Annotated in this window: 15 protein-coding genes and 1 tRNA gene; 4 read left to right on the top strand and 12 right to left on the bottom strand. The window is 56.7% G+C overall.

The window, feature by feature from the left end:
• Nucleotides 1–47: 47 nt before the first annotated feature.
• The 9 genes from dprA to M5R41_05655 form a co-directional block, all read right to left on the bottom strand.
• The gene (gene dprA, locus M5R41_05695) at nt 48–1,175 is read right to left on the bottom strand and encodes a DNA-processing protein DprA (GenBank protein MCZ7555878.1); all 1,128 of its coding nucleotides are present in this window, start codon (nt 1,173–1,175) and stop codon (nt 48–50) included.
• A 141-nt stretch (nt 1,176–1,316) separates the two neighbouring features.
• Entirely contained in the window at nt 1,317–2,702 is a 1,386-nt protein-coding gene (locus tag M5R41_05690) for a hypothetical protein (protein MCZ7555877.1), read from the bottom strand.
• A gap of 153 nt (nt 2,703–2,855) precedes the next feature.
• Nucleotides 2,856–3,389: an archaemetzincin gene (locus tag M5R41_05685; protein MCZ7555876.1), complete on the bottom strand. Its 534-nt coding sequence runs from the start codon at nt 3,387–3,389 to the stop codon at nt 2,856–2,858.
• 6 nt (nt 3,390–3,395) lie between these two features.
• On the bottom strand, nt 3,396–4,757 hold the full coding sequence (locus M5R41_05680) for a sigma-54 dependent transcriptional regulator (GenBank protein ID MCZ7555875.1): 1,362 nt from the start codon (nt 4,755–4,757) through the stop codon (nt 3,396–3,398).
• Complete coding sequence (locus M5R41_05675) at nt 4,754–6,355, bottom strand: ATP-binding protein (GenBank protein ID MCZ7555874.1); 1,602 nt, start codon at nt 6,353–6,355, stop codon at nt 4,754–4,756. The genes M5R41_05680 and M5R41_05675 overlap by 4 nt, the downstream gene beginning before the upstream one ends.
• A gap of 183 nt (nt 6,356–6,538) precedes the next feature.
• A complete protein-coding gene (locus tag M5R41_05670; protein MCZ7555873.1) occupies nt 6,539–7,336 on the bottom strand; it encodes a hypothetical protein in 798 nt (265 codons plus the stop codon).
• A 108-nt stretch (nt 7,337–7,444) separates the two neighbouring features.
• Nucleotides 7,445–8,644 carry a Ni/Fe-hydrogenase cytochrome b subunit gene (gene hybB / locus M5R41_05665; GenBank protein ID MCZ7555872.1) on the bottom strand — a complete coding sequence of 400 codons (1,200 nt, stop codon included), beginning with the start codon at nt 8,642–8,644 and terminating at the stop codon, nt 7,445–7,447.
• Between the two features lie 10 nt (nt 8,645–8,654).
• Nucleotides 8,655–9,554: a 4Fe-4S dicluster domain-containing protein gene (locus M5R41_05660; protein ID MCZ7555871.1), complete on the bottom strand. Its 900-nt coding sequence runs from the start codon at nt 9,552–9,554 to the stop codon at nt 8,655–8,657.
• Between the two features lie 62 nt (nt 9,555–9,616).
• Nucleotides 9,617–10,288, bottom strand: coding sequence for a glycine cleavage system protein H (locus M5R41_05655; protein ID MCZ7555870.1), 672 nt, complete (start codon nt 10,286–10,288; stop codon nt 9,617–9,619).
• 434 nt (nt 10,289–10,722) lie between these two features.
• On the opposite strand from M5R41_05655, the gene M5R41_05650 reads away from it, so the two are divergent.
• The 3 genes from M5R41_05650 (at nt 10,723) to M5R41_05640 (ending at nt 17,407) form a co-directional block, all read left to right on the top strand.
• The gene (locus tag M5R41_05650) at nt 10,723–12,153 is read left to right on the top strand and encodes a sigma-54 dependent transcriptional regulator (protein MCZ7555869.1); all 1,431 of its coding nucleotides are present in this window, start codon (nt 10,723–10,725) and stop codon (nt 12,151–12,153) included.
• A gap of 160 nt (nt 12,154–12,313) precedes the next feature.
• Complete coding sequence (locus tag M5R41_05645) at nt 12,314–13,702, top strand: AbgT family transporter (protein ID MCZ7555868.1); 1,389 nt, start codon at nt 12,314–12,316, stop codon at nt 13,700–13,702.
• Nucleotides 13,703–14,260: 558 nt separating this feature from the next.
• Nucleotides 14,261–17,407: a hypothetical protein gene (locus M5R41_05640; protein MCZ7555867.1), complete on the top strand. Its 3,147-nt coding sequence runs from the start codon at nt 14,261–14,263 to the stop codon at nt 17,405–17,407.
• A gap of 195 nt (nt 17,408–17,602) precedes the next feature.
• Here M5R41_05640 and M5R41_05635 read toward each other — a convergent pair.
• Nucleotides 17,603–17,678, bottom strand: a tRNA-Gly gene (locus M5R41_05635).
• A 281-nt stretch (nt 17,679–17,959) separates the two neighbouring features.
• On the opposite strand from M5R41_05635, the gene M5R41_05630 reads away from it, so the two are divergent.
• Nucleotides 17,960–19,927 carry a hypothetical protein gene (locus M5R41_05630; GenBank protein ID MCZ7555866.1) on the top strand — a complete coding sequence of 656 codons (1,968 nt, stop codon included), beginning with the start codon at nt 17,960–17,962 and terminating at the stop codon, nt 19,925–19,927.
• 104 nt (nt 19,928–20,031) lie between these two features.
• On the opposite strand, the gene M5R41_05625 is transcribed toward M5R41_05630, so the two are convergent.
• Nucleotides 20,032–20,709 carry a response regulator transcription factor gene (locus M5R41_05625; protein MCZ7555865.1) on the bottom strand — a complete coding sequence of 226 codons (678 nt, stop codon included), beginning with the start codon at nt 20,707–20,709 and terminating at the stop codon, nt 20,032–20,034.
• Nucleotides 20,706–23,207, bottom strand: coding sequence for an ATP-binding protein (locus tag M5R41_05620; GenBank protein ID MCZ7555864.1), 2,502 nt, complete (start codon nt 23,205–23,207; stop codon nt 20,706–20,708). Before M5R41_05620 ends, M5R41_05625 begins: the two co-directional genes overlap by 4 nt.
• Nucleotides 23,208–23,382: the final 175 nt, after the last annotated feature.

Here is a 23,382-nt window from a genome sequence, read left to right as displayed (position 1 = left end):
TCAAATATTGATACGTCTAATTCATGGAAATATCCGGAATTATTCGCTTACATCAATGCCGGACCACGGATAAAATGTTTCCCGGGTAGCTGCCGGACGGCATCCTTGAACTCCATCTGTAACAGGTCTACCAGCAACGCCGGGAGAGGGAGCCCTGTGCGCGCGGCGATTTCGTCAATGTGCAGCGGTTCGTGGCTGAGCTGGTCGGCGATCTGCTGTTCGATGAGCGAGAGCTGGGCGGATACCGCCTGGTGTCGCGGCGTGCCGCAGTTGCGCAGTGCCAGTACCTCTCCATACACATCCTCGACCTTCGTTGCCGGTCGGGCCATGCACTTTTGCAGCAGCATATGCGGACCTGCGGATTTCGGATTGAAAATACTGCCCGGCACGGCAAACACTTCACGGCCTTGATCCAGGGCCAATTGCGCGCTGATCATGGCTCCGCCGCGTTCAGCGCTCTCCATGACCAGCAGGCAGCGCGACAGTCCGCTGATGATGCGGTTACGACGAGGAAAATTCGTGGCATCGGGCGCCGCTTCGAGCGGGAGTTCCGAAATCACGCATCCGTTCTCCGCGATGCCCGCAGCGAGATCCCTGTTGCTCGTTGGATACACGCGCCGTAAACCGCTGCCCATGACGGCGATACTCCGACCTCCGGCGGCGAGCGCGCTCCGATGCGCCACCGTGTCGATACCCAGCGCGAGACCACTGACAACGGTGACGCCATCACGCGCAAGACTGCTCGCAAAATGCTCCGATACCTGCTTCCCATAATCGCTCGGCTGTCTCGTGCCCACAATGGCCGCGGCTCTGCTGTCGCTGTCCGTGTACGTGCCGCGCACGAAGAGATACAACGGTGGATCATAGATGCCCTTGAGCAGGGCGGGAAAGGATGGATCGTTGCAGCCGATGAACGTGTATCCATAACGCTCACACAATTCCGTATTCCGCGTGGTCGTCCGCTCTATCGCGCCGGAGTTTCGCTCATCCGCGAGTGCAGCAAGCAAGCTCTCAGCCAATTGGTATTGGAAGCCGTCCACCTGGAGTACATCGGCGCGTCTCGCCCGCAATAACGCGGCGAAACTCCCGAACCGGGAAAGCAATGCTCTTCCCCGTGCCGGACCTATGCCGGGGAGCATCGAAATACGCAGGTAATCATAGGCGTCGATGTTCATGAATGGCATCGGGATGATGTCCGGCGACGACGGCGGACTCTCAGTCTGTTCACCGGAGTTTCGGTGGTTGGGAGCTTCTGCCCGCGGGCGGACCGGTCTTGCGAAAATAGTACGGAGGCTCCGGCGAGCATCGGTATCTGTTCAGAGAAGGAGAATGGGTTGCAGATTCGTGACACCGCCGATGTCGCAGAGGCAGTAATAGAGGCCCCGGGGCAGGTCCGTGCAGCGGTACGCGATACTATGCCGGCCCGCGGGGAGGAGGCACGGGATGGGCACATCGTACACGTGTAAGCCGCTGCTGCTGTATAAACGCAACCGGACCCGCGCCGGGGCAATCAGCGTCAGGCGAAAATATGTGTGATCAAGAGCGGGATTCGGGTAGGGGGGCTCGAACAAATGATGCCCTTCCGTTGCTTCGGCCGCTATCAGAAGCACCTTGCTGTATTCCACCGTTCCGTCCCTGTCGATCTGTCTGAGGCGGTATTCCCAACTCGTATCCGTACTCACGGCAACGTCGCGGTACGAATACTGTCGTGCTGTGTTGGAATTGCCTGCGCCCTGCAGGAAACCCCGTTCCGTCCAGCCCTTCCCGTCGGCTGTCGCGCGTCGTTCGACGGCGAAGCCGTAGCAGTTCATCTCCGTTTCCGTAGTCCAGCGTACATCCACATCCGTCCCGCGCCGTACTGCGGTGAACTCCGAAAGCTCGACCGGCAGGGGTTGCTGCGCTATGGAAGGGAGCCAGGTGATCTCGTCAATGCTGAAGGTGGATCCGTTGTTCGGGCTGGAGGAACCATAGATCATGAATGCGTTCAGCAAGGTTGTATCGGAGAGTCCCGCTTTGACGATGTCGTTGGCGATGAGCGTTCCATTCAGCCAAATATCCACGCAGTGTGCAGTCACGCTCTCGCCGCCGTGATAGCTGTACTGCCCGCTCGTCGCGTTGTTGTTGCAATACACGTCGAAGCGCATGAGACTATCGCGTGAAATGGGCACATTGAGTATTGTCCATGCGCTGCCGCTTCGGACGGAGAGAGTCACTCCGCCGAGACTGTCGATGATCCACCGCAGTCCCGTGAAGGTCTGCGCTCCGGAGAAACCGGTGTTTCCTGCGTACGTGGTGCCACTGCCAATGAAGAGGTACCATTCGCCGCGTCCGCCACTGACCCCACAATCAAAACGCATTGTGACGGAGGCCCCGGCGGTGAGATCATACATGGAAAACTTATTCAACGATGAGCCGGTCGGGCCCTCGATTGCGAGTTCGCTTGCGCCGCCGACGACGGGATTTCCCGGGTTGAGCAGACGCGCAGACCCGCCCTGCGTTCCAATGCGGACTCGTGCCGTCCCGATAACGGGCGCCGGTAAAAACGTACTGCTTTCCCCCGATGAGTGCAGACCTTCGGAAACTCCGAAATCACAGACGATGCTCTGCGACCGGAGCGGAACCTGTACGAGGAGGATGTGCAGTGCGGCCAGAAGCACCGCGAAGCCTCTGTTCCAAACATGCCCGATCCTGAATGTGCTCATGACGATGCTCCCATGTGTTTGACCGTGAGATGCGTTCCCGAAGCAGCTTTCCCGTCCGAAAATGTTGACGGATGCTGACTGTGGAACAGCCGGGATATGTTGTGTTTCAGGAATGCGTCCGCCGAAATTCCCTGAAGCGGACGACCGATAGTATTAAAGTACAGTCTGCAAATGGCGCAAACAAGGCAAACAGAAATCCCCTGGTTTCAGGTCAATGTCCTCGACATAGGTTGAGGAATTCATGACACAGGGGTGGTCCATGCAGTGTCGCAATCCGAACGTGTGACCGAGCTCATGCAAGGCTTCCTTGACTGTTCGTTGCAGGAGCAGCTTGTCGGAACGCCGGAGTCCGTAGAACTCATTGTTCAGGCGAAAAGTGGAAAACACCCCCGCCCGATTGTTGAGTTGTGCCTGGCCGAAGACAAATGTGAGAACCGGGATAAAGAGGTCGTACGACGTGACACCGAGGAGCTTGGACGTGCCCGCATTGGCCGCCTCGAGAATCATTGCAAGAATCTGTGTCGAGTGATACTGTTTGCGCGAGCTGTCCAGCGCTGCGTCGATGTCGAGGTGCAGATCGCTGAGCTGGACATCGACCGGAAGGACCTTCAGGATCCCGCTCCGTACGTCGCTGAGTCCGAGCTGCCTGGCACTGGTGCCCAGCGCTATGAGTTGCACCGACTGCATGCGGAGTTACTCCGGGCGCTTGAGACCGTATTTCTCGATTTTATTGTACAGCGTCACGCGATCAATGCTCAGGCGTTCCGCGGTTTTGGATATGTTCCAGTTCATTTCCTCGAGCATGCGCCGTATGTGATCTCTCTCAACGTCCGCGAGGGTGTCGCCGGAACTGACCATCGTCATCGATGCCGTGCGGAGAGGAAGATCGTCGGGACTGATTATTCCGCTGCGGTTGACCACCAGAGCTCTCTCGATGGCATTTTCCAGTTCGCGCACATTGCCTGGCCAGTCATGGTCGCGGAGCATTGCAAGCGCTTCGTCGGAAATCGCATGCACCTGTCTGTTCGTTGATGCCGCGTGTCTCTCCATGAAATGGCGCGCGAGCAGGGGAATATCTTCGCGACGTTCACGCAGCGGGGGAATGGTGATCACGAATACATTGATGCGGTAAAAGAGGTCCTCTCTGAACGTCCCTTCCTTCACCGCCGATTCAAGGTCGGAATTCGTGGCACAGACGAGGCGGAAATCCACCTTCACCAATTGTTCGCCTCCGACCCGGTGGAACTCCTTGTCCTGTAAGACGCGCAACAGGTCCACCTGCGATTTCAGGCTTAAGGTTCCGATTTCATCGAGGAAGAGCGTTCCCCCTTTCGCCATCTCGAACTTTCCCTTCCGGCGATACTGCGCTCCCGTGAAGGCGCCGCGCTCGTGTCCGAACAGTTCGCTTTCCAGCAGAGATTCGGCGAGCGCGCCACAGTTCACCGGAATGAGCGGAAAATAGCGGTGCTTGCTGTTCATGTGAATCGCGCGGGCGACCAGCTCCTTGCCGGTACCGCTTTCGCCGAGAATCAGGACGGTGGAATCCGTCGGCGCGACGGTGCGAATGAGATCCAGCACTTGACGCATCGCCGCGCTTTCACCGATGATCTCGTCGATGAATTGCAGTGTGTCGAGTGATTCTTTGAGGGACTCATTCTCCCGGCGTAAACGGATCTTTTCCACGGCGTTGCGCACGAGAATGGACAGCTCGTCGGGATCCACCGGCTTGGTCGTGTAGTCGAAGGCGCCGGCTTTGAGCGCGCGCACGGCGGTGTCCACCGTCGCGAACGCGGTGATGATAATGATCACCACGTCCTGATTGAATTCGCGGATTCTGTCCTGCAACGCCAGACCGTCCATGCCGGGCATTTTGATGTCCAGCAGGATGATGTCTATCGTGCGCTCCTGCATGGTCGTGAGCGCTTCCGCGGCATTGCCGGCCGTGACAACGGTGTAACCGTCGTCCAGAAACCAGGCTTCGAGAGACTGACGAACACTGGCTTCGTCATCCACGATCATGATGCGGATATCTGCGGGGTCGAATGCTGTCGTCATGCTTCCTGCTGCTGTTGATTCTGGGGATTCACCGGTATTCTGATCGTGAAGGTGGTACCCTTCCCGGACGAGCTTTCCACCTCGATGGTGCCGTCATGCGCGCGGACAATGCCGTAGACGATGGACAAGCCGAGTCCGGTGCCGACGCCTTCTTCCTTGGTAGTGAAAAACGGCTCGAAAATGTGCTTCTGATCCTCCTCCGAAATTCCTATCCCCGTATCGGCGATACGGATCAGCGCGACGTCCTGCATGCGCGCCAGGAAAATGCTGAGCTTGCCGCCTTCCTGCATGGCCTCGATCGCATTCAATATGATTGCGAGCACCGCCTGCTGCATCTGGTTCTGATCGCAGGTGACGATTATGGCGGGCTTCGGGAGGTGAATGTCCATCGTGATCTCGTACAGATCGAGGTTGTGCTGTACGAGACGAATGGATTTCATGATCACGTCGTTGAGATCGGCCTGTTTGTACTGCGTTGAATGTCCGCGTGCGAAGAAGAGCAAATTCTTCACGATGTCGCCGCAGCGTTTGGCCTCGTCCGCGATCAGTTTCATGTCGTTGCGCATGGCTTCCACTTTCGGACCCTGCAAATCGCCGCTGTCGAGTCGCTTCTGTGTGAGCTTCGCGTAGGTCAGGATGCCCGCGAGCGGATTATTCAATTCATGCGCGATCATGGAACTGAGCTTGCCGAGTGAGGCCATCTTTTCCATGTGCAGTATCTGCGACTGTACGGTGTTGAGTTCGGCGGTTTTCCGCTCGACCTTCTCTTCGAGGGTGTTGGACCATTCCAGCAGTTCCGCCTTCGCGAGCTTTAAATCCCGCGCCATGGAATTGAATGCGTGTGCAAGCTCACCCAACTCGTCCTCGCGCTCAATTGGCACGCTGTGTTCGAGGTCGCCCGCGGCGAGAGATTTGGTTCCCTGGATGACGGATTTCACAGGCCGGTGCACAAGTTGATAAATGAACGCGAGCGTAACAGCGGCGAGCAGCAGAAAGGTCAGGAAGGCCGAGCCTATCATCAGTTTCCTGCCTTGCACCACCTGAGCATCAATATCCTCGAGCGAGAGTTGGACGTCCAGCACCCCGAGCACGGTTTGCTCCGCCGAATGGGCATGGCAGTCGGCATCCCAGCACGACCGCTGGTTGCGTATGGGCGTGATCAGGCCAAGCACGCGATGCCCGTCTTCCGCTGTGTAAATGCGCATGTAATGATCGGTGTCGGTGCGTACGGGCACGACGTCGCTATGGCACATGAAGCAGGCCTGGGATTGCATATCCACGACGGAGTCGACATCGCGCTCCGCGGCCGAGTAGCTTATCCGGCCGGACTTGTCGTAGACGCGAATGGCGTCAATGGATTGCGCTTTACCCATCTCGCGGATCGTCCGGCGGATGTCCTCGCGGTGATTTTCCTGCATGCCGTTGTGCAGCGCGAGCTTCGAGAAGGTGGACGTCCGCTCGGCGCAGAGGTGAATCGTATTTTCGAGGTACCGCGCCAGCACTGTGTCATGCACATACGTCGTGCCTATCGTCACCAACAGGAGCGCAAGAAAAAGGATGATAACGATTTTAAAGGATATGGAACGGTGTATCTGCATGGGGTTCTCGGAGCGATGAGCCGCAGCGTCAGTGGAAAGCTAGTGAATTGCGATAAACTTGACAACTATCCGGAGCTTATTCTCCAATGACGGGATCGAAGCGACAGACGGGGAAAAACGAACGCATCCCCCGTGTCGCGGGGGATGGGATTCCGGGCTGTCGGGGCGCTACGCCTTGCGGTGCTATCGGGCGGGACAGAGAAAGCCGCGAAGGAAGGTGGACCACGCCGTATCACCGAGCAATGCACGTATGCTGCGCACGGATTCTCCTCCGTCGTTGAGGCATATCCCGGTGGAAATCTCATGCTGACGCGCGACGCGGGTGAGTCCGGCGAGCAAACGCCGCACATCATGGCGAAAATGTGATGCCTGCTCGAGGGCGGAACGTGTATGGGCGACGCCGGCGTCCTGACTCTCGGGAAGGACTGCGACAATCGCTCCGCTGGAATACGGACCGGCGATGATGCTCGCGGCGGGAATCGTGCTGTCGTGCCGATGCGCCGTGAGTGTCCCCCGGATCGGTGCGGAAATCGGGAGTGCAAGATCCCGTGAGTATATCCACGCGCAGGGATCACCCACATCGAGTCGTGTTCCGGATGCGGCGCTCACGACTATCGCGTCATCCGGCAGGAGGGCGGCCGCAAAGGAATCAAGGCCGCACCAGTAGCGTGCGGATACATCCCGACGCAGCCACACATGATTGGGGCTGTAACGGCATTCGTTGCAGAGATCCATGCGCAGGAAAGGCTGCACCAGAGAAGGGGGGAGGGTGGCAACACCTTCGGGGACGCTTACCGCTATCGTCTCAAAAGTCAGTCCCGCATCCAGACAGGCGTCAGGGGGCTCCACGCGCCTGAGAGCCGCATCGAGGGGACAGCTGTCGCAGGCGAAGCCGCGGTCGCATAGCCTGTCGCGCAATACGCCGGCTTGCGTCCAGATGCACGCTGCCGGGGCTTCCGTATGTCGTTGCTGAGTCATCATGTCCGCTTCCTGTCGAATGTGTGCTGCTCGCTGCGCTTCGGCGCGGGGGCGGTGCGGCCGCCCCCATGGCGCCTTGCGAAACCAATGTTCAAGGAGAGATCGTCAGAGTCAGGTGGTCTTGGGCAACGGGTCGCCGTGCGCGAGATGTTCCGTTTTGCCCGTTGCGAGATCGATTACGGCTTCCTCTTCTTCGACATAATTCGGGAATATGTCGAAGTATTTCACAGCGAGTCCGAAAAGGACAAAACCCAGTGTTACTATTGCGATCGTCACCGCAAGTTCACCGAGTGACGGGAAATAGGTCGCACCGAAGTGTTCCTGATAGTATGCTTCGATTGACGTCATTGTCGTGTTCAGACGATTGGTGACGAAACCGAGTACGAACGACACAGCGGTGAAGAACAGCCCCTGCTTCGAATGTCCCCATTTGCCGATGTTGAACAACACGAGCGGCAGGATGAACATCAGCAGCAGTTCCACCCACATCATCGCCGCTTCGCGGCTTCCGTCGAACAGAAGAGGAAATGCGCCGCGCTCGGAGAAGTCGATGAAGCGAATCGTGAAGTACACGAAAATAACCCCCAGCATGATGCGGGCGAGCTGGCGGAGCAGAGGCGTCTCCAGTGCCTTCTGGAATACGCGGGAGCTCAGATAGGACTCCACGATGGTCATTCCAAGTCCCACCGCGATGGCGCTGATGAAGAACTGGAAGGGCAGCAGGGGAGAATACCAGAACGGATGCATTTTCTGGGGAATAATCAGATACAACGAACCGAGGGAGGACTGATGGAGCATGGACAACAGGATGCCCAGAATGATCAGCGGTATCGTGATGGCCTTGATGACCTTCAGCGGACGATGCAGCTTGAATCGCTCCAGAACCACCGGCGAGAACTCGAGTGCCAGCACGGTTGTGTAGATCATCACGCACATGGCGACCTCAAACAGCACGGAGTGCGGATTTTGATAGATCAGCGCATGCCAAATGGACCAGGGACGACCGAGATCGAACATCAGGCCCACAATCACGAGCAGGTAGCCGAGAAACGCTGTGAGAATCGCCGGACGCACGATGGGCTTGAAGCGTTTGACGTTGAAGACGTACACCATGCCCGCAAGGGTGAATCCACCCGCGGCCAGACCTACGCCCGTCACCACGTCGAAGCCGATCCACAGTCCCCAGGGGGTCATATCCGAGAGATTGGTCGCGGCACCCAGGCCGAGGACAAAACGAACCACGGCCGCCGCAAGTCCGGCAAGGAGGAAGAACGCGGCCATGACTTTCCAAAATGTGAGTTTCCTGATCATGGGTGTCTCCTTACTTCTCGGTTGAGGACTGTTTCTGTTCTTCTTCGTAGCGACGTACATCTTCCCGGCGGCTGGTGATCCAGTACACTGCGCTGAGGGCGACACCGGCGGTGACGACCGCGTTCGGAATGTGTTTCAGGATATTCCATGTTTTTTCCGGGAGCGGGGTATGCTCGAGCTTGGTGATGAAGCCCAGGTCCTCGAAGGGAACCGTGGAGACATAGAACACGGATGTTCCTCCCACTTCGGTACTACCGTAGACACGCTGTACGTAGGTGTCCGGATCGCTCTTGATACGATCATGCGCTTCGGCGAGCAGCTGGTCGCGGTCGCCGAATTTTGTCGCTTCCGTCGGGCATGCCACCGAGCAGGCGCTCGCGCGCGAGCCATCGGCGGCCGTGGTCATCTCGATGACCTTTTCGCGATCCTCTTCCTTCACCGGATGGCCGTCGATGCGGAGCTGCTTGCCATGGCGGTCGACAAGATAGCCGTCGCTCCCGACGCTCATGTCAGCCGTGATCCTGCGCTCGGCGTGGCACATCGTACATTTGCGTACTTTGGGGGAAAATTTGCCCCATTCGTACTTCGGAATATCGAACGGGCAGGCGAGCATGCAGTAGCGGCAGCCGATGCACTTGTCCGTATCCCAGGTCACGGCACCGTCTTTGGTTTTTTCGAGCGCGCCGACAAGGCATGCGGAAGCGCATGCGGGTTCCTGGCAGTGCTGACACATGCGCCGAACCCACATTTCATTTCCATCCTTGAGCTCCCGATGCTCGAGAAGAGTGAAATTGTGTTCGTTCAGCGCGGTGTTCTCCTCATCCGGAAAGTGATGTATCTCCTGGCACGCGGTGCGGCAGGCGCCGCAACCGACACACAGAGAGAGATCGATGAGCATGGCGTTTGGCATGAAACTGCTCCTGGTAGCGATGAAACAAATGATTCGGTAGGGGAAGTCGGTGCTGTTACAGCTTACCGGAGGAAGCGCTCTTCGAATTCGTTGAGAGCGTTCTCATCGAGGTGATCGAGCGAACCCGCTACCGGGACGCCACCGTCCAGCATCGCCTCGCCGACCGCAGGCTGCAGCGTACTTCCTGCGAGGAACTCGCGGAAACGCTTCACTTCTTCCTTAATCCACGAAATCGCTTGTTCCGCGACGTGCATGGTCTGCAAGCTCGCCGCCATTTCCGTCGCGTCCACCATGAACAACCAGCCGTCCGTGTACGGATTCTCGCTGATCAGATGCGGATTCTCCAGAACATCCCTGTTCACGGAAGTGATGCGTCCGGTGACCGGTGCCACGAGCTGCATGCGCTTGCCGGCATGTTCGACGGTGATGACGGGGTCGCCCTGACGAACAAATTGTCCGACGGCGGGAAGAGTGATACTGCCTATGGATCCGAGTGCCTTCTGAATGAAATCATCGATACCGACACTCAGGCTGTCTCCATCCTGCAGGCGTGCCCAGGTGTGTCCGGGATGGAAAAAGACGCCTTTCGGGATGCGCAGCGTTTCGCGATGTGACGCCGCCTTCGTGCCGGCCGGAACCGCCGACATGAGCGGATACCGTTTGCTCCTCGCCTGAATGATCAGGTCGACGGCGAGCAGCAGAACGACGAACAGGATGACAAATAGTGCTACCATGACGAACTCCTTGAGAGATTGGGTTTTGGTGTTGAAAGATTCAGCAATTCAACTGCTTAAATCTTCAGCAATTACCATGCCAAAAATTTCACGATCATGGTAGCATCCTGTAAAGCATTGTAATGAAATGATTTATGGCGATTGTACCATCGCCCGGAGCTATCACTCAGCTTCGTGATTGTAGAACTATTCAGCAGCTCGCCGAGGGCGAAATTACTGCAAATCTTGTAAAGTGTTGTAAATCAACCGTTTAGATGGGTGTTGCATTTTTCACCTGTCACTGTTGAAAAATTAAGCAGCACCTAAAGGGCTGTGATTCGGTAGTCTGATATAGGAACTGGTGCATAATCTCCATAGAAAAAATTCCTGTATCACTTGAAAACGATACTTCTCTCCATTATTTTACTACCACATATCCACGGAAGGCGCTACTCATGGAAGCAACACTGGACAAATACAAAGGGATGAAAGTACTGGTCGTCGACGACGAGGAACAGATGTGCTTTCTGCTCAAGCGTATGTTCGAGAAAAACGGACTTCTCGCGATGGTCGCTCAGGATGGGGAAACTGCGCTGGAGCGTTTCAGAAAGGATGATCCGGACATCGTCGTCCTGGATGTTCTCATGCCGGGCCTGAGCGGAAGGGAAACGATGCTGCATATGCGGCAGAGCAACCCTGAGGTTCCCGTTATCTTCATGACGGGGCTCGCCGGCGTGCCGGGAGCGGTTGACGCCATGAAATCCGGTGCCTTCGACTACATCGCCAAACCGTTCGAGATGGCGGAGATGCTCGATGTCGTGGGAAGGGGCCTCGAAGAGCGTCTGGGCCGCAGGAAGCACGCCAGCCTTTCCGAGGAGCGCCGGCAGCAGCAGGATGAAATGCTGCGTCTCATGGGGACGAGCGACGTCATCATCGAGTTGGCGTCCATTGTCAAACGCGTCGCCCGCACGCAGTTCGATGTGCTCATCACCGGTGAGCGCGGCGCGGGGAAATCCATCGTCGCACGCGTGCTGCACGACGCCAGCGTGCGTTCTCAACAGCCGTTTGTCGCTATCGCCTGCGACGCGCAAAGCGAAGTCCAGCTCGATCGCGAGCTGTTCGGCTACACGGCGACCGCCTTCCCGGACGCGGGTGCGGGGCACGCCGGTCTCTTCGAAAAAGCGAACGGCGGAACCGTGTACATCGAGGAAGTCAGCGCAATGCCGCTGAAAATTCAGGCGAAGTTGCTGCATACATTGCAGAACCGTTCCGTCGCACGTCTGGGCAGCGAATCCTCCATTCCCATTGACATCCGTGTCATCTGCTCGACGAGCCGCGATCTGATAGACATGATGGAAGAGAAATCCTTCCGCGTGGATCTGTACTACCGGCTCAACGAATACAGCGTCCATATTCCGGCCTTACGTGAGCGGAAGACCGACATCCCGTATCTCGCCTCGCGTTTCATACAGCAGGCGAATAAGGAATTGAGCAAGGAAGTCACCGGTTTCACTCCGCGGGCCCTGGACAAACTTATCTCCTTCAACTGGCCGAACAATGTCGCACAGCTTCGCGCAGTGGTCCGGAGAGCGGTACTTTTCGCCGATGATTTTATTTCTGCCGAACAGCTCGATCTGGAAATGGCGCCGGAGCGGCACATCACTGCTGTCATCGCTCCCGAACTCGAGGAACTGGATGTGGATCAGGGACTGTCGCTCAAGGATCACGTGCGCAAGCATACCTCGCAGATCGAGCGACAGATTCTGCTCGAAACCTTGAAGCGGACAGGTTGGAACAAAGCCAAAGCGGCGCGCATCCTGCAAATCGACTATAAAACGATGCAGACGAAGGTCAAGGAGTACCGCCTGCAGGATCCCGAACACTGATCCCGTTCACCGCGTCCTGAAAGCGACTGTCGCGCCTCGAGGCCGGGAATGCAAACCGGTGTGGCCAGCGCGGAATCCGCAATGCACACCTTGCGCAGACTCGCGCAACGTGTTGTAAACACATACGTTGCATCTCCCTCCGTCAAGTGATCTCACGCATATGGGCCAGAAAATTCCTAACGTTTTCGTAATCGTCTTCTTTCTAATCCTTGCCGCCGCCGTCGGCACCTGGCTGCTGCCGGGGGGAGCGTTCGAAAGAAAAATGGTGGATGTCGGCGGGACGCAGCGGGAGGTGCTTGTCGAGGGTTCCTATCGTCCCGCACCTGCCGTCCCGCAGAATGTCGAGGTGTTCGTCGCGCCGTTGAAAGGTTTTCTCCGGCTCGCGGAGATTATCGCGTTCATTTTCATCATAGGAGGAGCGTTTTCCATCTTCAATGAGAGCGGCGCCATTGCGGCCGGCACCCAACAGCTGGTGAAGCGTATGGCAGGAAGAGAGTATCTTCTCATTCCCATTGTGATGACCTTTTTCTCGTTGTTCGGCGCGGTATTCGGCATGTGCGAAGAGGCGATGCCTTTCGTACTCATCTTCGTTCCTCTCGCGCTGTCGCTCGGCTACGATTCCTTCGTCGGTGTTTCTCTGAGTTTTCTCGCCGCGGGTGTGGGATTTGCCGGAGCCTTTCTCAATCCGTTCACCCTTCAGATCGCACAGGGCATCGCGGGTATTCCGCCTGTATCGGGTTGGGAGTACCGCCTTGTCGTGTGGATTGTGGTCACAGCCGTAACGATAGCGTGGGTAATGATTTACGCCGCACGAGTCAAGAAAAATCCTCGTAGCAGCGCGATGTATGATATCGATTCCGAGAGGCGTGAGGAACTCCTGCGGCGTCAGCAGGAGCATGCGGGATTTTCCCTGCGCCATGCGTTGTCGTTGGGTATTCTGTTCGGCGGTGTTGTCGGTATGATACTCGGTGTTACGCTGTGGGATTGGTATATCAATGAAATCGGAGGTCTCTTCTTCGCTATGGGGGTGTTTTCCGGCATCGCCTCGGGGCAGGGTCCCAATACCCTTGCGAAGCATTTCATTGCGGGGATGAAGGACATGACCAGCGCCGCGATCATTGTAGGCTTTACGGGAGGTATCATTGTGATACTCGAGGATGGCAGGATTATGGACAGCATACTGTACGGTATGTCGCGGGTGACCGCCAGCATGCCCCGGATTCTCGCCGCTGACGCAATGTACGTGATGCAGATGGCGCTGAATTTCTTCATCCCGTCGGGGTCCACCAAAGCGGCGTTGACTATGCCCATCATGGCGCCGCTCGCGGATTTATCCGGCCTCACGCGTCAGACTGCGGTGTTGGCCTATCAACTGGGTGATGGATTTACCAACATGATTATCCCTACTTCGGGAGTCACGATAGGGACATTGAGCATGGCAAAAATTCCCTACGACCGCTGGTTCCGTTGGCATTGGCCGCTGCAACTCGTCTTTTTTGTACTCTCTCTACTGCTGCTGATATGGCCGGTGCTGACGCATTGGGAGTAGGGAAGGCAGCAAGGAAGTTTCCCCTCGTATTTTTTTCACGGAGCCCCGGTGAATCAGCGTCTTCCCCACGCATCGCAGATGGCCGGCGTTTTTCACGCATCTGTTTTCACGGAGCCGGGATCTGTATGCGATCCCTGTTTTCCGCCTCGGAGGAGAGATGTTCGACACCAGTATTTCCTCGGTATGGCAAGAAGTGCAAAAAACGCTCGCTTGCCTATGGCACTGAACGATGTTCACAGCGACGGGAGCCGGGAAGTCCGCGAGCGGAAGCAGTACCGGCAAGCATGGGGTAGGTGGAATTTCATTGCGCGGTGAGCGGATTTTCGATAGATTACCGCGTCCCGCTGTCGCGCATCGATTAGGACAGCAGGATTTCAGACAAACACGTTAGCCCCGTACGCCGCTACGAATCATGAGGAGAACGACAACGACTCGATTGTTGTGTGGAGTATATTCACACTTTACGATCTTAACCACCGCTGGAATCATTCCTGTCCGTTACTCGACAGACCGCATAGAGTATTCAGCATCATCCACGTACCAAACCTGGAGGTACTCATGAACATTTCATCAACGTCATTTCTGAAGCTCGCGCTCTCCGGAGTCGTCCTGGCGTTTTGCGTCGTGGTGATTTCGGTCCCCGCGTTCGCACAAAGTCCCAATCTCGCCTTGCAGTCCAACGGCTGCACCTGCACACACTCGGGAGGCGGCTCCGGCACGTATGGGCCGGAAAAGTACAACGACGGAATTTTCATCGACTGGGGGTGGACATCCACCGCCTCAAATCCGGATCCGAACTCGTGGATTCAGTTCACCTGGACATCCGCGAAAAGCGTCGGTGAAATCAAGTTTTTCCGCGTTGATCTCAACACCCGCTGCATGGCCTCAGGCCGCATACAATACTGGAATGGCACAACCTGGATCAACCACTGGGATTTCACGCTGCCCAACTCCGCTCTGACGCAAACCGTGACCTTTCCATCGGTTGCCACCACGCAATTGCGCGTGACCAACATGAGCATTACGGGCTCGCAGACCAGCAATCCGAATTTCTATGAAATTGAAATTCGCAGCACGGTACAGGGCCATAACAACGCCGGTATCACTGCCATGACCTCTCCGGTTGATTTTTGCGCCGGCTCGTATCCCGTGATTGTCAACCTGACCAACGCCGGCTTCAACCAGATCACCTCCGTCACGATCAATTACACGATCAACAGCGTGCCGCAGACGCCGATCAACTGGACCGGCCTTCTCGATACGCTCAATGCGACCACCCGCAATACACCGGTGACGTTGACTACAATGAACTTCGCGTCTGGTACGCCATACGTGTTCAGGGTCTGGACGTCCATGCCCAACGGCGTTGCGGACACAGTGAACATCAATGACACGCTGAACGTGACAAAAAAGGCCGCCATCAGCGGTACCTACACCATCGGAGGCGCATCGCCGGACTATCCGACCATCAACGCCGCCGTCGCGGACCTCGTAGCGAATGGCGTTTGCGGTCCGGTGGTATTCAATATCCGCAGCGGCAGTTATCCCACCAGTGCGAATCTCGGTCCCATCCCGGGTACCTCGGCCGTCAACACCATCACCTTCCAGTCCGAGACGGGGAACAAGGGCGATGTGACGCTGACGAATAACGCTACCGTACTCGCGAATAATTTCGTCGTGAGGTTTTCCGGTGCGCAATTCGTGACCTTCAAGAATATGACCATGCAGGCCACGAACACCACCTACTCCACGGTTGTGGAAATGGCCGGTACCTCCAGCGACTGTACGGTGGAAAATTGCGAACTCATCAGTGTCGTTACCACAACCATTTCGACGAATACCGCCGTCGTGTATTCCGCCTCCGGCTCGAATCAGCCCAATATGACGTTCAGGAACTGCGGCATCCGCAACGGCAGCTACGGAATGTACGTTTGGGGTTCAAGCACGACCGCAACGATGAACAACTTCCGTGTCGAAGGTTGTCAGGTCACGAATTCCTACTATTACCCGGTGTACTTCTATTACATCGGTCAGCTCAAATTCTTCGACAACCGCGTGGAGCAGACCTCGGCGTACGCGACCAAGTACACCTTTTTGATGTACTACGGATTCTCGTCCGAGATCGAGCGCAATCAGTTTTTCTCGAGCGGCGGTTCCACAGGCTACGGCTTCATGATCTACTACGACAACTACTATCAGGCCGGCAACTCGCGCATTGCGAACAATTTCTTCATGAGTCGCGCAGCCACGACCAATTACTACGCCGCCCGCGTGTACTATTGCAACGACGTGCTCTTTGCACATAATACCGTGACCATGGATGGTACGTTGGCGACGGGTTACGCACTGTATTCCTACTACGGTGCCAACACGCGCTATGTGAACAACATTATCACGCATACCGGCGTCGGCCGTGCCTGGTATGTTGTTCCGGGCACCAACATCGTGGAATCGGATCACAATAACATTCACACCAACGGAACGGTGCTCGCATACTGGAACGCCGATCGCGCGAATCTCGCCGCGCTGCAGGTTGCCTCAGGACGCGACGCCAATTCCGTCAGTAAGCCGGTGACCTTTGCCGATTACATGACCGGCAACCTCCACCTCGCGGCTCCATCGGATGACGACGACGATCTGATCGGTATGATGTTGCCAACAATTACCGACGATATCGACAAGGAGCCCCGCGTACGTCCGTACATGGGCGCGGACGAGGCGTGCTATCTGATCGCCAACAGTCTTACCTACGACTTCGTCGACGGCAGTGGCAATCCCATCGGCTACGTCGAACTTCCGGGTACGGTAGGCGTACGGTACAGCGTGATTTTCCCGCCTTTCGACGCGACGATCACGATGACGGCTAACTTCTACAGCGTACCGGGCAATCAGCTCATGTACAGCGAGACTTTCAGCGCGAACAAGCTGGCCAATCAGGATCTGAACGGTACCTCGTACTTCAATCTGCCAGCTTCGCTGCCTTCGGGTTATTACAAGGTCGAGCTTGTCTTCAACACGAAGAACTCCTGCGGCTATTACCGCAACTACATGCCGTATCCCTCGTCGCTGCTGCTCGTGCCCCTCGGCGCCACGCCCTGCGAAGTATGGCCCGGCGACGTGAACAACGACGGCGTGGTGAACTATACGGACCGCAAGGATCTGAACGAGTACATCCATGACGCCAACCTGAGCACGCAGTGGCTCAACGGTCCGGCCCGCTACCGCGCAGACGCCGTACAGAATCCGCTGACCTACATTCAGTGGATGCCGCAGGCCAGCGCGCCGTGGTTCACGGCCATGGGCTGCTACATGGATGCGGACGGCAACGGTGTGGTGAATAATTTCGACTACATCGCCATCAAAATGAACTGGATGAAGCAGCACGGTGGTGTCACGCCGCGCAACGATGCCAGCTTTGCCCCGACGACTTTCGATATGAGCCAGAACTTCCCGAATCCGTTCAACCCGACGACGACGCTGCAGTACAGCGTACCCGAGCCGAGCCGCGTGCATCTGCGCGTGGTGGACATGCTGGGTCGCGTTGTGGCGACGGCGGTTGACGGTATTGTGGAAGCCGGTGTGCATCAGTACACTTTCGACGCCACGAATCTTCCGAGCGGTCAGTACCTGGCCATCGTGAACATGACGGGCAACGAAAGCGGCCTGAGCTTCTCGAAAACGGTGAAGATGACGCTGAATAAGTAAGCGCTATCTCTAACATTCCAAACTGCGCAAGTCCCGTCCGAAAGGGCGGGACTTGTGCATTTACGACTTCCGATTTACGATTTGAAGCACTTATGAGAGATCTCAGGCGGACCGATGAACGATTCCCGATGAACGATTCCCGATTTGCCAAATAAATAACAGCGTCCAACAAATTGAAGGACGCTGCGTCTTTTGTGGAGCGGGAGACGGGATTCGAACCCGCGACATTCAGCTTGGGAAGCTGACACTCTACCAACTGAGTTACACCCGCAGCTACATCGCAAATATAGACCCGCCGGCAATGGAAGTCAAGGATCGGCGTCGAAGTGGGAGGGTTACAGAGGCGGGAAGGATACCGCTGGTAGTCGGTACAGTGGACCGTTCTGTTTACAGGTCTCTTTCACGAGTCCCTCATGCTGGAGGTGAGGAGCACTGTCGCAGGCGTGGCGATACTCGGTCAGGATGAGAGCACACGACGTTTGTCGCAGTACGGGATTCGCAGTTTCGGATGACTTTTGTATCTTGAAATGCTCTTCACATGGCGTACCTCTTATGAAATCACCCTCGTTCCGGGATCGTCTCCGCTACAAAAGCGACCAATTCTTCCAATCCGGCTTCGCGTTGCAGCTCGTGGTAGCTGCGGTGGTAGTGACGGCCGTTGTCTCCGCGTTTTATATTCTGGCGGAGATTCTTGCCGTACAACCCGGATCCGATTTTGATGTCGAAAGCGGCGCGTCCGATCCGTTCTGGCCGTCCACGCGCTTCTGGTGGGTGGTCACGCATGTGCTGGAAAGCTACTGGATAGAGCGCGCTACACTGCCGCAGGTGCTCTCGCTCATGATGACGATGTTCAATCTCGTCGTTTTCGCTGCGCTCGTGGGTTTGTTCGGTTCGCGCGTGCAGCAAAAACTCGAGCAGGTCCGCCGGGGCACATCGCGCGTCATTGAAGAGGATCATGTCGTTATCCTCGGTTGGAGTGGAAAAGTACTGCCGGTCATGACAGAGCTTCTTGAAGGACTTGAGGGTGCGCGGCCGACCTTTGTACTGCACACCGAGCATCCCATCGACGAGATCGATGAACGTGTAAAGCGCGTCATCAATCGCCGCCAGGCCCGCTGCGTGATCCGTCAGGGATCGCTGACCGACATGAGCGATTTGCAACGCCTCAACGTGCAGCGGGCGAGCACCGTCGTCATACTCAGCAGTGGGGGAGATGCGCAGGTGGTGAAGAGCATCATGGCGGTCGCGCATCTTGTGCAGCAGACCGACAGCGGACGCTCGCCGTTGATCGTCGCGGAGCTCAATCGCAGATCCATGCTTCGTCTCGCGTATGCAGCCGCCGGCGACGTCGCGATCAGCCTGGTCCAACCGGCGGAGCATCTGAGCCGCATCATCCTCCAGACTGCACGGCAGAACGGCCTGGTGAGCGTGTACGAGGAAATCCTGTCGCATTTCGGAAATGAGCTCCATTTTACTCCGGCCGCTCCATTGGCCGGGCTGCCGTGGCACGCTGCGGCACGTGCCTTTGCACAGGCTATACCGATAGGCATTTTCCGCCGCGGTGTACCCGTGCTCGCTCCGCATGCGGGACAAGCGGATTTCCGCCTGGACGCGCACGACGTTCTCATCTGTCTCGCGCGCAGCGACGACGCGATGCGTCTGCAGACAGAAAACAACATACCAGTACTGCCTGAAATCCGGTCTGCGGCGTCCGATACCACCCCGCGCGTGCAGTCGCTCCTGCTGCTTGGGTGGAATGAGAAAACGCTGCCATTGCTCGAAGAGTACCTGCGCTATGCTTCCACACTGAACGCCGCGTTCACTGCGACACTCGTGAGCGCTGCCGTACCCGACTGGTTTTCGGAGGCAGAAATCAGAAATTACAGAACCCGGTCACTCTCACTTGAGATTCTTCGCGATGACGCTCTCAGCGAAGGAGTTCTGGAGCGGGTCGAGCCGGAGAACTATGACGCGATCATCATTTTCGGTGAGGCAGGTCGGCGCGAGGGAAATGAGGACGCGGATACGAAAGTCATTATGCTGCTGCTGCTGTTGCGCTCCATGCGCGAAAGCGCCGTGCTTCGCGGGAAACCGTTTCCCGACAGTCAGCAAATCGTCAGCGAGATTCTCGATCCGGCGAACAAGGCGCTTGCCGAATCGACGGGCGCATCAAAAGATGTCATTATCAGCAACTCGCTCGTGAGCAAAATGATTGCCCAGATATGCCGGGATAAACGCACCGAACTTGTCATCCGGGACTTTTTCGATGAAGAGGGAATGGAGATCTATCTCAAACCGTCGGTCTGGTATGCGGAGGAGGGGACGACCATGACGTTCGGGCAGCTGCAACTTCTGGTCACCGCCGCGGGGGATACGCTGATCGGAATCGAGCGCGGTGATACTGACAGTCCCGCAATGCAGCTCAATCCAGAGCGTCAATCGCAACTTGCCATCAGTCAGACATTGCGACTCATCGTGATTTCCGAACACGAGGGAGTCGGTGGTAGTGCGGCCACCTGAGCCGCAGAGAGCCGCCACTGCAACTTCCCTGCCACGGCGGGCGTGTGGGTGCCGGAGCGAAGCGTTCAGGGCCGAGCGCGGCAGGCTCCATCGCTGGCTTGCGTTCAGCCAATGAATTTATACCCCGATGTGTGTATGGTGATGATGTATCTGGGATGCGACGGTTCCGGTTCGATTTTTTTACGCAGTGAAAGAATATAGTTATCCACCGTGCGCGTCGTCGGATAGTGCTCGTAGCCCCACACATCGTCGAGCAGCATGTCCCGTGTGATCACTTCGTTCTTATGCTGCATCATATAGGTGAGGATATCGAATTCCCTCGTTGACAGATCAATGGCGCTCCCGTCGCGCAGCACTTCGCGCGTGCGCGTGTTGAGCCATATACCGTTGACTTCCATCTCCTCCACCGGATGCGTCTCCGGAGCGCGTCGGAGCAGGGCCTTGATGCGGGCGTGCAGCTCACGAAGAGAGAAGGGTTTTGTCATGTAATCATCGGCTCCGAGTTCCAGACCCAGCACCGTATCCAATTCACTTCCTTTGCTTGTCAACATGAGAATGGGCGTTTGCACACCTGCCGCGCGAAGGTCGCGACAGATGTCCTCACCGTTCTTCGACGGCAGCATCAGGTCGAGGATGATGGCGTCCGGGGGATTGCGTTTCACCTTCACGAAACCGCGCTCTCCGTCTGCTTCCGCTTCGACCTCGTAATGCGCGTCCCGGAGGCTTACTTCGAGTCCTTCACGTATCGCCGGATCATCTTCGATAATGAAAATGCGCTTCATGCTGTCTCCTGTATCGGTATGATGAGAGTGAACGTGCTTCCGCGGCCGGGAACGCTTTGTACTTCTATGGCGCCCTTGTGCGCCGTCATGATATGTCGCACCAGAGAGAGGCCAAGTCCCACGCCGCCTTGCCGCTGTACATGCTCGGCGTGTGACCGATAGAACGGCTCAAAAAGATGCGGAATGTCCTCCGCGGTGATGCCGTCGCCGAAATCCTCCACGGCGATACGTCCGAAGAACTCGTCACGCGAGATCTCCACGGTAATATGCTTCGCCTCTCCGGAGTACTTGATCGCATTGGAAAGCAGGTTGATGCATGCGTCCTGCATGGCCTGTCGGTCCATGAGCACTCGGCAGGATGTGTAATGGCGGAGTACGGTGCAGGTGAAGCCGCTGATGTCGAACTGATAGCGCATCACGTCCACCGTCTCTTCGACCAGTTCCACAATGTCGGTTTTTCTCATGTGGTATTCGCGCTTTCCCTGCTCAATGCGCGAGAAATCGAGCACATTATCCACAAGTTTCGATAAACGCCGGCATTCGCCGTCGATCACGGCCAGATACTTCCCTGTGTCTTTGTCGAGGTTCTCATGACGCATGGAGATCATTTCCGTGTACATGCGTATGGCGGTGAGCGGTGTCTTGAGATCGTGACTCACACCGGACACGAATTGGGATTTCATGCGGTTCAGTTCGCGGAGCCGGTTACTTTCATGCATTTCAATCGTCAGTTTCTCTTGCAGGACAATTTTTGCCAGTTGTCCTGTTGCCTGCTCCGAAATCTTGGCAATGATGTCGGTATCCTCGACGCTGAACGGTGCCATGCCCAGTTTCCTTCCAAAAACCAGCAGTCCGGTAACCCTGTCGCTTTCGTCTTTTAACACGCTGACAAGTGCGAAACCCATGCGCTTCGCTCCAGGGAAGTCGAGCCGCGGGATCTCGGCACTCGGTTCGCAGAATCCTCCGAAGTCATACACCGCAGCGTCCAGTGCCTGGAGACGATGCGCCTTGAGGGTGATGGACGAGCCCTGACGTCGGGTGATCCGCTGCGCCCGGGCGATGGTGAAGTGCTCCTCTCGGTTCCTTTGCAGCAACACCGCCTGTTCGATTTTCAACAGATTCGTCAGGTCATCCACAAGCACTTTGGCGACACCGTCGGTATTCAGGCACTGATCCATCGCCTCCTGTAGTCGGCTCAGCGCCAGGCGAAAATCGTACTCGACACGAAACAGGTATTTATCCACGAAATGCTGTGTCAGCGAACGCATCGGTGTCACGGCGAGGAGCAATAGTGCCATGACAACCGTTGATGCCGTAATAAAGGTGGTCTGATCCGATTGTCCCAAACTCTGCGTGATGATGTACATGGTAAGAACATACAACAGAAGAAGAGAACTCAGGACAATGAAGGTGACGAGTCCACGCCTCGAAAGAACTTCAATGTCGAACAGACGATGACGGACGGTTCCGATTGCTATGCCCAGGCAACTCAGCGTCAGCGCAAGCAGCAGCGTGCTCTCGGGAAACTCCAGGAGATCCAGCAGCGCATGGTACTGCGTGGGCACAGTGTTCCGTATCACGATGGATGTGGGTATTTGCCAGAACAGGACGTACCAGACGACACTGAAGCCGACGCTGCCGAGGACCCACATCAGTCTTCGCCGCTCGACGCGGTCATTCGTACGATGGTAGCGCAGAAGTACATACCCTACCGCGCAAAGCGCAAGAACGATCAACACGCCCTTGAACAAGGTGAGTATGGTATAGTACGGCACAGCATCGAGAAGGTCTGTGGATGCAAAAGCGCGAATGGAAAAGACTGTACCCAGTATCGTTGCGATAATGGGCAGTGCATACAATACGTAGAGAAAACTCCGACGCGGTTGCTGCCGTGGGGCGGCATACCTCAGGCAGAAATCGAGGAGGAACGCTCCCGTCCAGATGTACTTCGCAGGGAAAAGAAATCGAAGCAGATAGCCGATCCCTTCCGGTTCGGTTCGGTAATAACCGGCCGTAAAGCTGACAAGACAGGCAACCACCATCGTCAGTCCTTTGAACCGGATAGCGGCAGCATCACCCGGGCGGCTTGACAGCACAAAGATGCCAATCAGGAGACAGCCGGCCGCGGCGAGCAGCTGCGCAACGATGTCAAACGGTGAATAATACGCTGTGAGCCTCTCATGAACGACCAGCCGCTTTCCATCTCTTCCGATGGTCAGGGCGACATCAGCGCCGATCGGCTTGCCGTCGAGGACGAACTCGACGTCGTACACATGATGGAGCCTGATACCATCGATCTCCAGCAGTTGATCGCCTTTTTGCAGATTCCCTTTGCTGTCGGACACGATAATCGAATCTCCGCGCGTCTGCCGATCAATGAGGTCGCTCTTGTGAATGGTCGCCTTTTCTGCGCTCTGTTTAATGCCCATTGCACAGAGAAACAGCACGATGACCTCGAGCAGAACGAAGAGCGCCTTGCGAAGGTTGTTCCGAGGCATCGCTGCCTCCATGCTGGTGGGAAATGAGGACGTCGGTAGCTTAAATACAATGGTACAGCATCGGAGCATCAAATGCAATTACCGGAGTCACAGGGTGGGTAGGAACTGCCGGCCATCAGGCCGGTCCTGCGAGTTCCGCATATCCCTCGTACGGGGGCGGCGGAGGACGCGCAGG

This window comes from Bacteroidia bacterium (assembly GCA_027493955.1).
Lineage (GTDB): Bacteria > Bacteroidota > Ignavibacteria > SZUA-365 > SZUA-365 > JAOSJT01.
Note: the sequence above shows the minus strand (reverse complement) of the source record. Positions and strands in the feature narration are given on the sequence as shown.

What these genes read in the sequence shown, in the direction of transcription:
- M5R41_05630 (MCZ7555866.1), top strand. Translation starts at nt 17,960, where the DNA reads ATGAAATCACCCTCGTTCCGGGATCGTCTCCGCTACAAAAGCGACCAA.
- M5R41_05660 (MCZ7555871.1), bottom strand. Translation starts at nt 9,554, where the DNA reads ATGCCAAACGCCATGCTCATCGATCTCTCTCTGTGTGTCGGTTGCGGC.
- M5R41_05640 (MCZ7555867.1), top strand. Translation starts at nt 14,261, where the DNA reads ATGAACATTTCATCAACGTCATTTCTGAAGCTCGCGCTCTCCGGAGTC.
- dprA (MCZ7555878.1), bottom strand. Translation starts at nt 1,175, where the DNA reads ATGAACATCGACGCCTATGATTACCTGCGTATTTCGATGCTCCCCGGC.
- M5R41_05680 (MCZ7555875.1), bottom strand. Translation starts at nt 4,757, where the DNA reads ATGACGACAGCATTCGACCCCGCAGATATCCGCATCATGATCGTGGAT.
- M5R41_05670 (MCZ7555873.1), bottom strand. Translation starts at nt 7,336, where the DNA reads ATGATGACTCAGCAACGACATACGGAAGCCCCGGCAGCGTGCATCTGG.
- M5R41_05620 (MCZ7555864.1), bottom strand. Translation starts at nt 23,207, where the DNA reads ATGCCTCGGAACAACCTTCGCAAGGCGCTCTTCGTTCTGCTCGAGGTC.
- M5R41_05685 (MCZ7555876.1), bottom strand. Translation starts at nt 3,389, where the DNA reads ATGCAGTCGGTGCAACTCATAGCGCTGGGCACCAGTGCCAGGCAGCTC.
- M5R41_05675 (MCZ7555874.1), bottom strand. Translation starts at nt 6,355, where the DNA reads ATGCAGATACACCGTTCCATATCCTTTAAAATCGTTATCATCCTTTTT.
- M5R41_05625 (MCZ7555865.1), bottom strand. Translation starts at nt 20,709, where the DNA reads ATGAAGCGCATTTTCATTATCGAAGATGATCCGGCGATACGTGAAGGA.
- hybB (MCZ7555872.1), bottom strand. Translation starts at nt 8,644, where the DNA reads ATGATCAGGAAACTCACATTTTGGAAAGTCATGGCCGCGTTCTTCCTC.
- M5R41_05690 (MCZ7555877.1), bottom strand. Translation starts at nt 2,702, where the DNA reads ATGAGCACATTCAGGATCGGGCATGTTTGGAACAGAGGCTTCGCGGTG.
- M5R41_05655 (MCZ7555870.1), bottom strand. Translation starts at nt 10,288, where the DNA reads ATGGTAGCACTATTTGTCATCCTGTTCGTCGTTCTGCTGCTCGCCGTC.
- M5R41_05645 (MCZ7555868.1), top strand. Translation starts at nt 12,314, where the DNA reads ATGGGCCAGAAAATTCCTAACGTTTTCGTAATCGTCTTCTTTCTAATC.
- M5R41_05650 (MCZ7555869.1), top strand. Translation starts at nt 10,723, where the DNA reads ATGGAAGCAACACTGGACAAATACAAAGGGATGAAAGTACTGGTCGTC.